We start from the raw sequence: 14,230 nt of genomic DNA on the forward strand, positions 1-14,230 counted from the left end.
ACCAAAGACAGTGACGCGGACACGTATGCGTTGATGATTTCAATCCACGCACTCCATACGGAGTGCGACTGCGCAAGTATGAGCGTCCATACACACTTATCCGAATTTTCAATCCACGCACTTCATACGGAGTGCGACGATAAATTCGTTACTATGGCTAATGAATGATTTCGATTTCAATCCACGCACTCCATACGGAGTGCGACCTTTTACAAGCCGCACTGTAAATGCACCACGAAATTTCAATCCACGCACTCCATACGGAGTGCGACTCGATCGTCCTTTTACAAGCCAAGGTGGAGAGAAGATTTCAATCCACGCACTCCATACGGAGTGCGACGCGGAACTTATATCGACGCGCTTCCAACGAAGCAATTTCAATCCACGCACTCCATACGGAGTGCGACAGCTTCCAAATCTGACTTTACCCCAAGTTCGATACATTTCAATCCACGCACTCCATACGGAGTGCGACCACCAAAGGGGAAGCACCCTTCCTGCTCAAGGATGATTTCAATCCACGCACTCCATACGGAGTGCGACGTTTTCGAAGCTAACCAAATCGTACAAGCGTATATTTCAATCCACGCACTCCATACGGAGTGCGACTGTACGTTACGGTACACATGCAATCACAAGGGAACTGTTTCAATCCACGCACTCCATACGGAGTGCGACGTAACTCCACCACTCACTCGCAGATAAGGAGCAGTGTTTCAATCCACGCACTCCATACGGAGTGCGACTACCAAGCATCGGGGAGAGATTGCCATCCATGCAGGGTTTCAATCCACGCACTCCATACGGAGTGCGACTACAAGATAAGTCGCCATAATCCCGGCTAAAGTAGTTTCAATCCACGCACTCCATACGGAGTGCGACAGCGAAAAAGTACGTATCTTAACGATTTGAGCCATTAAAAACACGTTTTTTCACTATTATTCTATGACTTTCCATATCATTATTCAATCAAATTATGCCTACATGTTGCCTTAAGGTAACAATTTTGCCCATTTCGACAAATTCTGAGGTGCGAATCCCTCAGGGTTTTCATGTGAGCATCACATTCGCACCTGTCCTATCCGTTTATGACAAAGATCACATCCATCTTCCCTGTTCAAGTGCTACAGTTGTTAACGACCAACTGACCATAATAGTAAAACGGTCAATAAAGGGCTTACCTTACCATTATCCTTTCAACCTACAAGGAGGTGTATATGTGATGAAAACGATAGATCGAAGGCAACAGGTGATGGATTCTGCCGAGAAATCCTTTGCCCTGTTTGGCTACAAGGCCACAACGATGGAGCATGTTGCGAGACTTGCCAATGTGGGCAAGGGAACGATCTATACTTTTTTCGATAATAAAGAAGAACTGTTTAGCGAGATTCTGCGCTCAATCATTGCGGATATGAGACAGATTACAGAGCAGACGGTGAAGGAAGAGAACTCCTTTCTGGATAACGTGCATATGAGTATGGATTCTTTGCTGGAGTACCGGGAGGAGCATGAGCTGTTGATCAAGCTCTTTCAGGAGGTTAACGAGTTCGGTACACCGCAAGCCAAGGAAGGTTTGCAAAAAGTGGAAACAGCCATTCTCGAATATCTGGAGCGTCAGGTCAGCCGTGCCATGGAATTAGAGCAGATTCGCAGAGATGATCCCAAGTTGGTTTCTTTTGTCCTGCTGAAGCTGTATGTCACCTTAACCTCAGATTGGAACAAAGCGCATCCTACGTTGCACAGAGATAAGATCAAGGATTTTGTGGGCCTCTTTCTGAAGAATGGCTTATCCCCCACATAGAGAAAGGCATGCCACTAGATTCAAAACATAATAGAGATAGAACAAACGGATTAGCGTAAGGATGGGGAGAGAACATGATGAAATCATTCCACGTATTTGGGCAGGATCTGAAGTCCGCCTTCAAAAAACCAAAAGTATTTATTCCAATTCTCGTTGTACTGTTCATTCCGGTGCTGTATAGCGGCCTGTTCCTGAACGCATTTTGGGACCCCTATGGCAAAATGAATGAATTACCTGTAGCCGTGGTCAACACGGATCAGGGCGCAGTCTACAATGACAAATCACTGGAGGTCGGTCAGAATCTGGTCGATGAATTGAAGAAAAGTGATGATTTCGACTGGCAATTCGTGACTCGTGAACAAGCAGAACAAGGTATGCAAAACAACACGTATTATATGACGATTGTGATTCCGGAGGACTTTTCCACCAAAGCAACAACCCTGATGGATGAGCACCCTGAGCCGGCAGACCTGATCTATGAACCCAATGAAGGATACAACTTCCTCGCGGGTCAGATTGGCGGCACGGCGGTCAAACAAATTCGCTCCAAAGTCGCTGCCAAAGTCACAGAATCGTATACCGAAACGCTATTGGATCAGGTCGAAAAAATCTCTGGCGGTTTGGCGGATGCCGGGGATGGCGCAGGTCAGATTCATGATGGTGCGATCAAGCTGGATGAGGGTGCTGCTACATTAAAAGAGAACCTGTCTAAACTGGCGGATGGAACCGACAAGCTCGAAACGGGCGTAGTTTCGTTAAAAGAAGGTACGTCCACTCTCGCCCAAGGCACAGGTGATCTTCATACTGGCGCGAGTGCCCTGTCCAGTGGCCTGTCTCAATTGGCAGCAGCAGGCACGAAGCTGGGTGATGGAGCATTGCAGGCTGAAGCGGGTGGCAAACAGTTACAGGCTGGCCTTCAATCTGTTCAGGAAGGCACAGCTAAGCTGGATGCAGGACTGGCGGCTTCCGAGGAAGGCAGTGCAAAGCTGACTGCTGGGCTGCAAAGTTCTGTTGAGGGCAGTGGCAAAGTTAGCGAGGGTGCCAAAGCGGTTGCGCAAGGTCTTGCCCAATTAGCCCAAGCGAGTCCGGAACTTGCCGCAAGTCCTGCTGTGCAGCAACTCCTGGCAGCCAGCCAAGCCGTAGCTACGGGCAGCGAGCAGGTCTATCAGGGCGGACAGCAGTTGGTCGCAGGCAGCCAAAACCTGTACGCTGCACAGCAACAACTGCATCAAGGCAGCACCCAACTAGTGCAGGGTGAACAGCAACTTTTACAAGGAGCAACACAATTATCGACCGGACATAAGCAGCTTGCAACGGGCCTTCAACAATTTAACGCCAAGTTGACCGAAGCAGCAGCCGGAGGAGCCAAACTTGTGGATGGTTCAGGTCAATTGAATGCTGGTGCAGGCAAATTGGTTGCGGGTGTAAGCCAGCTTACAGACGGAATCTCAACCCTTGCAGATGGTTCACATAAGCTTGATGACGGCGCCGGTCAGTTAAAAGAAGGTACGCTTAAGCTAACGGACGGCTCTGGCAAACTTGCCACCAAGCTGAATGAAGCGGCTGAGCAGACGGGGAGTGTAAAAAAGACCGATGAACTGGTAACCATGTATGCAGAGCCTGTTCAGGTCGATGAGCATAAATATAACGAGGTACCTAACTACGGTACAGGATTCTCGCCATACTTCCTGTCACTCGGGCTATTTGTAGGGGCATTGATTGCCACATTGGTAGTGCCAACACGCGGCAGCACGGTTAGCGAGGCAAGTGGCTGGAATCGTTTTGTGAGTAAAACGCTGGCTTTTACACTCATGAGTGCTGTACAGTCCCTGCTTGCTTCATGGCTGGTCTTGTATGGCTTGGGTCTGAATGTTCAGAGCGTTCCATTGTTCCTCTTGTTCAGCTTTGTTACCAGTCTAAGCTTCATGTACATCATTCAGGCACTGGTGACTTGGCTGGAGAATCCAGGTCGTTTCCTCGCGATTCTGATGCTGATCTTCCAGCTCACCACCAGCGCAGGCACCTTCCCGCTCGAACTAATTCCAAATTGGCTGAAAGTGTTTAATCCATGGCTACCTATGACCTATTCGGTAACAGGTTATAAAGCAGTTATCTCAAGTGGACAGTTCGGTGTAACCTGGGATCAGATTGGTGTTCTGTGCATATTCGCCGTGATTGGGCTTGGAGGAACCTTAACGTATTTCCGGATGCATCGCACCACGGAGAACGAAAACGTCAGCAGTGAAGTCGCACTTCACCTGTAAATTCGTAAATTAAAAAGCAAAGGCGTGTACCTAAGCCCCCCTCTTATGGACAACAGAGGTGTTGGCTAAGGTACGCCTTTGCTTTTTTAGTTTAAGATACAATCTAGGTTTGCTAACTTCATATTTCTAGTATGTAGAGTAAATTTCAGAACTTGAAATAGCGAAACTAAACAATAGCACGAGCAAAATAAGTAATACATACATCGCTGTACCGATGATTCCACAAACAAGTCCAGCAATGGCTAATCCTCTGCCTTGCTCCATGCGAACTCTGATCTCTTTGAAGGCCAAAGATGCAAATATAATGGCGACGATTCCGATTACAATACCCACGTAAGGAATCGTGACGGACAGAATCCCCAAAACTAGTGATACAATCGACTTACTATTGGTCTTGGCTGGTGCTACATAAGGTGGTGGTGGCAATGTGTCGTTATAATAACGATCCACATCATTTTCGCGATATTCCAAGGTAAATCCTCCCTGTTTATTAAGTATGTTCATTATAATCGATGAATAGAAATAGTCACCTCTATATCTTGTAAATACTCCATTTATATTGAATATATTTACTTTATCGACTGCCAAGGGCTCGATGCATACGAGGGATTGATCAAACTGAGCTCCGCGAAGGGATCGCTACTTCAATCCACACACTCCATACAGAGTGCGACACCCTAAATCACAACAAGTAAAGAGTAAGCGGGCATTTCAATCCACACACCCCACAAGGAGCGCGACTCCGGCGAAGCTACCTCTGGCAGATAGCCATTACCATTTCAATTCGCACACTCCATACGGAGTGCAACTAACAGAAGAGATAGCAAAGATCAAATCTACTGGAAATTTCAATCCACGCACTCCATACAGAGTGCGACAGCGAAAAAACACGTAACAGTGGCATATGAATATATACTTATTACGTGTATCCGTGTATCAAGCTAATACTTATATTCATTTTAATCTACAAAATCCAAAATATTCATGTTTTTATTGCCAAAAGGGAACAAAAATGACCTTTTCGAAAAATTCTGAGGTGCGAATCCAGGGATTTTATGTGAGCTTGGCATTCGCACCTGCTTCAAGACACTGTTACAACAGCGTGTCTAACGTTGCTGCTCCTCTTCATCACCCTGAAGGCCACTGTACGCAATGTTCTCTTTCACATCGGCACTTTGGTCATCCACCCAGCCTAGCATGTTTCGGGAACGAACCATCTCCTGCAAACGCTCAATTCGCCCCCTTAGAGCTTGACAAATCGCGTCACAGCGAGCTTCGTCCACAAAAAGTGAATCCCGATAAATATCCCTCACATCATCTTCAATTCCGTCCAGTGCGGACAAATCCAACCAATCAAAGGAGGTCACCAGCTTGATCTGCTCATCGTGATCCTGCTTGAATGGCTTGCAGTTCAGTTTACCTTCTGCGCGAATCAAGCCAAGCGGCTTGGAAAACCAAAGTGAGGACCCACTATCATATATCGGCGCTGGCCCGATCCATTCCAACGTCTCCGCATCGCGAATCACACCAAAATTGTTCTGATGCCTATCCTCATTGGCGATCAGGTAATCCACGACGATCATTCGATCAAGGTTGTCAGTAATACCTGAAATTCCTAGCGCTGTACAGCAGTTCACGTAATGCTGATACACCGAAATATGGTTGGGCTTCTGCTCCGTATGCATCACATACCAAGCGGTAATGAGTTCCGTCTGCGGAGTAATGAAATTTTCACAAACACTGTAAGGGTAATCTTCCTGCTCCATCAGCGTATACGGAACATGGGGGATACCCAGCCGCTTCATGATCTTGCTCGCAATCACTTCATTGTACGGCTCTTGCTGGGTAGCGCCACTTCCCCCTTTCACCAGACAACGTTTATTCCCCATGATTACCCACTTCTTTTTCAGCCAACCATCGGAAGTGTTGTCTGGCGACATCAGACTCATGACATCTGACGAACCTTGCCCGAACAATACATTTCCCACATCCTCAGAAAAGGAATTGTCGAAAAAGTTAATGGAGCTCCATCTCAAATCCGTTGCAGATGGACGAATCCAGTATTGATCGGACAAGCTAAGTCCATAGCTTTTATCCAACAGTTTTTGTGTCACAGACAAGTTCAATTCGAGCAGTGCTTCTTGAATCCCGTCCCGGCTGGCAGGAATCGCTCGGCCTCTCCACCATTCATTCAGTGCCGCACGATCTATCTTCCCCTTCTTGACAGGTATGCCTACGGGTACATGGTGTTTCGCATAGACCTGTCCAATAGCTGAAATAGAGACTGTCGCTTCATCCAGTTTAATCTCAGCCACGGGTTCATTTTTGTGCATGAGTGTGTAGGTTTTACTTCTGAATTCCGACATACTCTTCACTCCATTCCTCTGTTTCTGCCTCCATTATACCAAGCCCGCAGCAAGCTCGTCATATTTCAATCCACGCACTCCATACGGAGTGCGACTTTATTCTGGAGTAAATCATTTGAGAGTGTTCGTATTTCAATCCACGCACTCCGTATGGAGTGCGACTTCGTAAGGCGTGTGAATACTTGCTGAGATTCATAATTTCAATCCACGCACTCCGTATGGAGTGCGACCTGCAAGTTAGTGGTGGATCTACTACACATAGATTATTTCAATCCACGCACTCCGTATGGAGTGCGACTAAACGCGATTATAAATTCTTCATACATCGGACAATTTCAATCCACGCACTCCGTATGGAGTGCGACCGGGTGTTGCTACCGCGCCTGTAGGTACTGGTATAGATTTCAATCCACGCACTCCGTATGGAGTGCGACCAACGTAAGAATATTCAGATCGCAGATCGCTGGATTTCAATCCACGCACTCCGTATGGAGTGCGACAGCGAAAAAACACGTAACAGCAGCATATGAATATATACTTATTACGTGTTTTCGTTTATCGAGCTAATTATTATATTCATTTTAATGTACAACATCCAGAATATTCAAGTACTTATTGCCAAAAGGGAACAAAAATGACCCTTTCGACAAATTCTGAGGTGCGAATCTCCCAGGGATTTCATGTGAGCTTGGCATTCGCACCTGGCTACCTCTACGTTCAGCCTTCTATCCTTCCACTTCCACCCGTTGCAAAAAAGTCCGGGTACGTGCGAGCCTCGGATTGCCGAAGATCTGTTCTGGTGGACCTGCCTCTGCGATCTCCCCGTTATCCATGAAGAATACACGATCAGCAACGTCACGGGCGAAGCCCATCTCATGCGTGACAATCATCATGGTCATATTCTCCTGTGCAAGCTGTTTGATGACACGCAGCACTTCTCCCGTCAGTTCGGGATCGAGTGCCGATGTCGGCTCATCGAACAGCAGAATGTCCGGCTGCATCATGAGTGCGCGGGCAATAGCTACACGCTGTTTCTGTCCACCAGACAGATTACCAGGGTAGACATCGGCCTTGTCCGACAACCCTACTTTACCGAGTAGTTCAAGACTGCGCTTCCGGATGATTGCCAAGCCATCTTTTTTCAACGTCTTTGGTGCGAGTTCTAAGTTCTCCCTTACAGTCAGATGCGGGAAGAGGTTGAAATGCTGAAATACCATGCCCATGCGATCCGTAATCTTTCGAATATCCGCCGCACCAGCGTAACGGCCATTATCGACCAACGTCTGATCCTGAATGCGAATCGTTCCGCCCGAAATATCCTCCAGATGAATCAGGCTGCGCAGCATCGTACTTTTCCCCGAACCCGAAGGCCCGATCACGGCAATCACTTCGCCTGGTTCCACGTTGAAAGATACCTGCTTCAGCACATCAAGTGTACCGAAAGATTTTCTCAACTGATTTACTTCTAATATATGTGTCATATGCAGACAGTCCTTTGATTGATCAGATTTAATTTATTCAAATGAAAACCGCTTCTCCAATCCTTTAAACAGCAAAGTAAGTACCAGGGTCATCAATAGGTACATGATCGCAGCGATGAAAAAAGCAATCAACTGCCCATCCCGATTGACTGCCGCTTGAGCATAATACAACAACTCATGCACAGAAACTGCATACAACAATGCCGTATCCTTAATCAGTGTAATGGACTCATTGGCCGTTGCAGGCAATACCACGCGGATCATCTGTGGGATAATGACCTTCATCATCGTTTGCCGTCTCGTTAAACCCAGCACTTTAGCTGCCTCATGCTGTCCCTTATCTACGGAGAGCAGTCCACCTCTGAAGATTTCGGCAAAATATGCCGCATAATTTAGTATAAACGCAATTGCTGCCGCAACAAACCGATCAAACACCAAATATTCGCCAATTACAGGCAACAGCGGCAGACCGAAGCAGAAGAAGAAAATTTGCAGCAATAACGGCGTTCCGCGCATAACATAGACGTACATATGGGCAATCCAGGCCAGGGGTTTGAAACGACTTCGCATGATCAACGTTATAGCAAAACCAAACGGCACAGAGAGCACGATAGCGACCAAAAACATGAAAATTGTCATCTGAGCCCCTTCCAGCATCGGCTTCATCACGGTAAAAATATAATCCCAACTCATTATTATGTCTCCTCTAATCTGTTAACCCCGCACTCCTCGGCAGCTTCATGGGCTCCATCGTGGAATACGGGGTCATTTTGTTTTAACTCATATTTCAGGTGTCACACCTGTCTATTTCAGAACCTTATCTTCACCCAACCATTGAGTGGAGATCTTAGCCGCTGTTCCGTCTGCATTCAACTCATCCAGCGCTTTTTGCAGCTGATTCAGAAGTTCTTCATTGCCTTTTTTGATCCCAATACCATATTGCTCCGGCGCAAGGGCTTCATCCAACAACTTGTACTTTCCCTCTTCCTTGGACATGTAATATCTCGCGACCACTTCATCAATAATGACCGCATCCAGCCGCGTCGTTTTCAGATCGGTCAGTGCAAGTACATTATCCTTGAATTCCGAAGTTTTCACCTTGTCCTTTAAAGGACTTGCTGCAAGGGCATCTGCTGCGGAGGACAGCGCCTGTAATCCCACATTTTTACCGTCGAGTTCATCCAGCTTCGTGATTGGCGAGTCCACCAGTGTAATAGCTACCTGACTGTTTTCCAGATATGGCTTCGTAAAGAGTACTTTCTCTTTGCGCTCATCTGTAATGGTGTACCCGTTCCAGATCATGTCGATCCGGCCACTGTTCAGCTCCAACTCTTTGGAAGACCAGTCGATCGGTTGGAATGTGATTTCTTTACCCATTTTCTCCGCTGCAGCTCTTGCGTAATCAATATCGAAACCAACAATTTCATTCTGCTCGTCCCGGAAACCCATCGGAGCAAACTTATCGTCAATTCCTACAACAATCATGTTATCGTCTTTGCTTGCGGAACTGGAACAACCAGCCACAATCAATACACATATACTGATGAATAATAGTAGAATCGCTTTTTTTCTCATCTCTTGAATCCCTCCATGTCTATAACCAAAACGCTTTAGCTCGTTACCACGTTATCAGAGATTTATAATAACATAGCATGGGAGAAGAGTCGAGTCTCCTGCCTATTTCCTTCTATTTCATGCAGCTTAATTGTCAACAATCTGTGAAAAAAACTCTTTCACTTGTGTCGGTTCCACCAGCTTCTCACATATTGAAAATCCCAATTTAGTTCCTGAACCCTTCAACTCCGTACCCACTCATTGATTAGCAACATTCCTCTCTTGCTTTTCGTCTGGAAGATATTGAGGAGGTGGATAAAATAAAATTCTTCAATACGATAAGAACATTGATCACATTGGTATTTCTTTCAACTATGCTTATATTATCCGGCTGTAATCCTACTCCAAGTCATGGTACAAACAAAACTGCCTCACCCTCAAAAACTAATGCAAAGGAAGCCAAAACGGAATTAAAACAAAATCAGGAACTACCTACACCAGTGATACAGACTGAAAGTGGCACTCCTATTCCTGCTATACAGGGCAGTTATTGCTGGGAAAGTATGTGTGCAGACTATGCAGGTGATATGGAACTGTTGGAAGGTCAGGTACCTGTCTCCGTGTTGGTAGGCGAGAATATATCTATTCATCTGGGTACAAATGTACCACCTGACGAGTTAACTCTTGTCGAATATGTAAATGGAGTGGCACGTCCCATCTCTTTACGAGAAGGTTCATTCCAGTTAGCGCAGGAAAAAGGTACTCATTATTATGGAGGCTTTGCCCGCTGGACTTCACCTCAAAATTCGCAGGTTTCCATGGGTGATACCTCTTTTGCCTTTGTTATCCGTGGTGTGGAAAAAAAGTAGAAATAAACAGGACCCCTCCATTTCGGAAAGGCCCTTACGCATTTTTATCTATTGCTGCACTTTCTCGCGATCTTTCCCTTTATCCGATTCTCCCGCATTTTTGTTCGCAGCATCGCGATCCTGCCGCATCTCTTCCACCGTTTTCACCTTAAGACGTGCTGCACCTTCATATTCCTTCGTTGGAATCAGGTCACCAGCAGCGAGTCTCGCTTCTGCGGCAGTGATAGCGTCACCATACTGTGGCAACCACTGGGCCTGTGCAACCAGCATCTCGTCGACCATCTGCCAGATCTCTTTTGGATTACATACGGCACCCACGAGCGGGTCCATCATAAACGCCTGACGAAGTAACTTGTCATCTCCGTTCACCGCGGCTTCAACCGCGAGCCGTTGCACGGAAATACTCACATTACATACCGCAGCTGGGCCAAGTGGCAGATCCCCTACATGCGGCATGGAGATGCCGTTGCGATCCACATATCCCGGTGCCTCAATAATCGCATCGTCCGGCAGGTTCGAGATGACTCCATGATTAACGGTATTGAAATGTCCACGATAGACACGTCCCGTCTCTAGTCCTTCAATAATGTACGAACCGTGCTCCTCGCCCCGTTTTTCCGAAATGAATTGCATCGGTTCATCCTTCATCCAGTTAGGAAAATCAGTCTCAAACCAGTTGCGCCCCTCGGTACATACCCGCAAATACCCACCTGTTTCTCCGTTAATCCAATTGCCTAGGTCGATCCATTCGTTGATCTCTTCCGGACGTTTGCGGTACCACGGCACATATTCACTCAGATGACCATTCGATTCTGTACTGTAATAACCGAAGCGGCGCAGCATATCGATCCGCACTTTCTCGGTGCGGCTGTACTCCGGATGTTTCTCGAAGGCTTCGAGCAGATCACCTGTAAGGTCTTTACCTTCATGAGACGCCTGAATGTACCAGGTCTGATGGTTGATGCCGGCACAGATAATATCCACTTCACTCTTTTTCAAGCTAAAAGCTTCCGCAATCTGATGATGACCATGCTGTACACCATGACACAGTCCGATCGTCCGCACTCCGCCGTACTTGTTGCAAGCCCATGTCAGCATCGCCATCGGATTGGAATAGTTCAAGAGCAGCACGTCGGGTGCGCTCTGTTCACGAATATCCTTACAGATGTCCAGCATCTCGGCGATTCCCCGTTGTCCGTACATAATGCCGCCTGCACACAGCGTATCGCCGACACATTGGTCTACCCCATATTTCAGTGGAATATCCACATCCGTTGCAAATGCTTCCAGTCCCCCAACACGAATCGTACACAGTACATACTTCGCATCTTTCAATGCTTCTTTACGATCTGTTGTCGGCTGAATCTGAATATTCAATCCATTCTCACGGATATCCCGCTGACACAGCTCAGTCACCATGTCCAGATTGTGCTGGCTAATATCGCAGAACGCAATTTCAATATTGTTAAACTCTGGTACCGTGAGCAAATCCCTTAACAATCCCCGTGTAAATCCGATACTTCCTGCCCCGATAAACGCCACTTTAAACGACATGCCTATGTCCTCCCCTAATCCGAATCTTTCGCTTCGGTTAATGAATCTCTTCATGAAATCATTGTACCAACGGCAAAAGGGGAAGCGTTATCAAAATCATGACCTGTTCAAGATCTTGTTGTCAAAAATCCTAACTTTTACGCGCCGGTTACACTAATCGATATGTATTCGAAAATAACTGCAATTGGCCTATTCATCCGACGGGTACTGGCTAACATGTCGTTCCATAGAGGAGCGAAATTCAACTGGCGTACCGCCTGTATATTTCTTGAATAACATATGAAAATACTGACGACTGCCCACTCCAACATAGTCAGAGATTTCCGAAATCGGGATATTCGTCTGCTGAAGCAGCATCTTGGCCTTCTCCATTCGAAGCATCGTTAGGTAGTCGGTAGGTGTCCGCTGCGTGTGCTGACGAAAAATACGATGTAAATAGCCTGGATGCAGATTGACGGCTGCCGCGATATCCTTCATCTGAATGTTGCGATCCATATTGTGATGCATGAATTCAATGGTTCGTTTTACATACAGCTCCGCCTGATCTGGCGCACTCCGGCTCATCTCTCCGCGCAGACGTGCAACACGGACCAGCAATTGGATGAACAATGTACGCACCAGCATACCCTGTTCCGGGGACGAGAGATTCCGGGCTTCGCGATGATGCGACCGTTCCTCTGGCGGAATAATCCTCATCGGCGTAGTTGATCTTCCTTGCTCCAGCAGACCGCGCTGATCAAGTTCCAGCACCAGACTTTTCATAATGTGATACACCTCTTCTGGATCAGGCAGTACCAGGTATGGCGAAGCATTGGTTAGTAAAGTATGGACTTCTTCCTCTTCCAACGCGAGCTGACGGATAGATAACTTTCCGGGAGGCGAGTCTGAGAATCCAAACTCCACATTAAGCATCCGGCAAGGGACACCATCTTCCACCAGCAATCGGTGCGGGACACCTGCGTCGAGCATAATAAACTGTCCTTTTTTCAAAATAGTCTGCTCTGAGCTCCCATCCAGCATCTGCACATCCACCCGGCACATTCCCGAAATGATATACATGATCTCTGTGGAATCATGATGGTGATAGGACATACGATAGTTGTCCCATTGTTTGTAATAATACGCGTAGAAATGTGGCCCGCAGTCCTCTGTTCGCAATGCCTCCTGATACAGGCTTCCTGTCCAGCGATTCGTGATGCTCATGTCCATACCTCCATTCCTGCAACGATTGATCCTCACTTTTCTCCATTGTAACAATTGTGTCGGGTGGATATAAACTGTCTTCGTTAAAAGCCTCATTGTATTATTCAATTAGATAAATATATAATTAGTATATAATCTAATCCTTTATGTAAACTGTCTATACTTAAGGAGGTTTCCACTCATGAGTACCACCTTTCATTTGGTGAGACATGGTCTCAAAGAACGACGAATCGGGGATGTCCCCCTCACTTCCGAAGGGGCTTTACAAGCCGAAGCCACAGCACTTCATTTTGCCAAAGCCACCTTTCCCGTTACTAAAATCCTTACCAGTCCACTTCGACGAGCCCATGAAACCGCCAGCATGATTGCCCGCCACACCCCTTCCCCTATCACCGTAGATCCTCGCCTCCGCGAACGTGCCAATTGGGGCGATTGCCCGGATCAGTCATTCGAAGAATTCATTGCAATGTGGGAACGATGTACGTCTGACCCAGATTACATTCCACCCGTGGGAGACTCGGCAAAACAGGCTGGTGAACGTCTGGCCTCCCTCCTAACCGAACTGGCTAATGAAGAGCCGGAGAACAGTAACATTATTGTGGTTGCACATGGTGGACTCATTACTGATTTTTTGGTACAAACCTTTACCGAGCGCGAGCTTAACGTCTGGCATTCCGAATTTATAGCTATGCAGAACCAACTTATCCCTGAATGCTCCATCACCACATTGATCCATGATCAAGGAAATTACACCATTATAGCGTTCGCTTCTACCGAGCATCTATATAAGTTGAAATAAAGATTATTTACACTGACACTACGATGACAGAACAACCTTCCAATCGCTGTTATCCCCAGATTTGTTGATTCCCTTTCTAAAGGGAAAATCCGGGGATAAAGGCGAACGCTTCGCTTTTTCAGGTTTTTTCTGTCCTCTCCGTTATCGTGTAAATGATTAGTTCAACTTATTTAGACTTAACTTATGTAAAAGAATGATGTAACACGGATGGCTGGGAAAAAGCCAAGCTCTACCCGCAGATCCTTATGTGAAAAAAGCTCTGAAACCTCTATGTGACGAGACACATGGGGATTCCAGAGCTTCTAAGCTTTGATACTAACTCTTAAAAACTGATGCTTC

General features: G+C 46.6%; 11 protein-coding genes and 2 CRISPR repeat arrays. Of the genes, 4 read left to right on the forward strand and 7 right to left on the reverse strand.

All coding sequences use genetic code 11. From position 1 onward, the window contains the following. Nucleotides 1–37: 37 nt before the first annotated feature. A CRISPR array of direct repeats spans nucleotides 38–882; the repeat unit is 32 nt; unit sequence TTTCAATCCACGCACTCCATACGGAGTGCGAC. Nucleotides 883–1,222: 340 nt separating this feature from the next. Both D829_RS0118245 and D829_RS0118250 read left to right on the forward strand, forming a co-directional pair. After that, nucleotides 1,223–1,801, forward strand: a complete 579-nt coding sequence (locus tag D829_RS0118245; protein WP_017690361.1) for a TetR/AcrR family transcriptional regulator — start codon at nucleotides 1,223–1,225, stop codon at nucleotides 1,799–1,801. A 74-nt stretch (nucleotides 1,802–1,875) separates the two neighbouring features. Then, nucleotides 1,876–4,065 carry a YhgE/Pip domain-containing protein gene (locus tag D829_RS0118250; RefSeq protein WP_346773282.1) on the forward strand — a complete coding sequence of 730 codons (2,190 nt, stop codon included), beginning with the start codon at nucleotides 1,876–1,878 and terminating at the stop codon, nucleotides 4,063–4,065. A gap of 126 nt (nucleotides 4,066–4,191) precedes the next feature. Here D829_RS0118250 and D829_RS0118255 read toward each other — a convergent pair whose 3' ends face one another. The 5 genes from D829_RS0118255 to D829_RS0118275 form a co-directional block, all read right to left on the reverse strand. Next, on the reverse strand, nucleotides 4,192–4,536 hold the full coding sequence (locus tag D829_RS0118255) for a DUF4190 domain-containing protein (RefSeq protein WP_017690363.1): 345 nt from the start codon (nucleotides 4,534–4,536) through the stop codon (nucleotides 4,192–4,194). 635 nt (nucleotides 4,537–5,171) lie between these two features. Further along, the gene (locus tag D829_RS0118260) at nucleotides 5,172–6,431 is read right to left on the reverse strand and encodes a HipA domain-containing protein (RefSeq protein ID WP_017690364.1); all 1,260 of its coding nucleotides are present in this window, start codon (nucleotides 6,429–6,431) and stop codon (nucleotides 5,172–5,174) included. A gap of 62 nt (nucleotides 6,432–6,493) precedes the next feature. Then, nucleotides 6,494–6,931: a CRISPR direct-repeat array (repeat unit 33 nt; unit sequence ATTTCAATCCACGCACTCCGTATGGAGTGCGAC). A gap of 225 nt (nucleotides 6,932–7,156) precedes the next feature. Then, nucleotides 7,157–7,912, reverse strand: a complete 756-nt coding sequence (locus D829_RS0118265; RefSeq protein WP_017690365.1) for an amino acid ABC transporter ATP-binding protein — start codon at nucleotides 7,910–7,912, stop codon at nucleotides 7,157–7,159. Nucleotides 7,913–7,945: 33 nt separating this feature from the next. Then, nucleotides 7,946–8,605, reverse strand: coding sequence for an amino acid ABC transporter permease (locus D829_RS0118270; protein WP_017690366.1), 660 nt, complete (start codon nucleotides 8,603–8,605; stop codon nucleotides 7,946–7,948). 111 nt (nucleotides 8,606–8,716) lie between these two features. After that, entirely contained in the window at nucleotides 8,717–9,487 is a 771-nt protein-coding gene (locus tag D829_RS0118275) for an amino acid ABC transporter substrate-binding protein (protein WP_017690367.1), read from the reverse strand. 290 nt (nucleotides 9,488–9,777) lie between these two features. Here D829_RS0118275 and D829_RS0118280 point away from each other — a divergent pair, with 290 nt between their 5' ends. Further along, nucleotides 9,778–10,335: a hypothetical protein gene (locus tag D829_RS0118280; protein WP_017690368.1), complete on the forward strand. Its 558-nt coding sequence runs from the start codon at nucleotides 9,778–9,780 to the stop codon at nucleotides 10,333–10,335. A 48-nt stretch (nucleotides 10,336–10,383) separates the two neighbouring features. Here the strand turns inward: D829_RS0118280 and D829_RS0118285 are convergent, their stop codons facing one another. After that, nucleotides 10,384–11,889, reverse strand: a complete 1,506-nt coding sequence (locus D829_RS0118285; RefSeq protein WP_017690369.1) for an alpha-glucosidase/alpha-galactosidase — start codon at nucleotides 11,887–11,889, stop codon at nucleotides 10,384–10,386. Between the two features lie 189 nt (nucleotides 11,890–12,078). Then, nucleotides 12,079–13,092: a helix-turn-helix domain-containing protein gene (locus D829_RS0118290; protein ID WP_017690370.1), complete on the reverse strand. Its 1,014-nt coding sequence runs from the start codon at nucleotides 13,090–13,092 to the stop codon at nucleotides 12,079–12,081. Nucleotides 13,093–13,273: 181 nt separating this feature from the next. Here D829_RS0118290 and D829_RS0118295 point away from each other — a divergent pair, with 181 nt between their 5' ends. After that, nucleotides 13,274–13,891 carry a histidine phosphatase family protein gene (locus D829_RS0118295; protein ID WP_017690371.1) on the forward strand — a complete coding sequence of 206 codons (618 nt, stop codon included), beginning with the start codon at nucleotides 13,274–13,276 and terminating at the stop codon, nucleotides 13,889–13,891. The last annotated feature ends 339 nt before the right edge of the window (nucleotides 13,892–14,230 follow it).

It is taken from the genome of Paenibacillus sp. PAMC 26794 (assembly GCF_000316035.1).
Lineage (GTDB): Bacteria > Bacillota > Bacilli > Paenibacillales > Paenibacillaceae > Paenibacillus.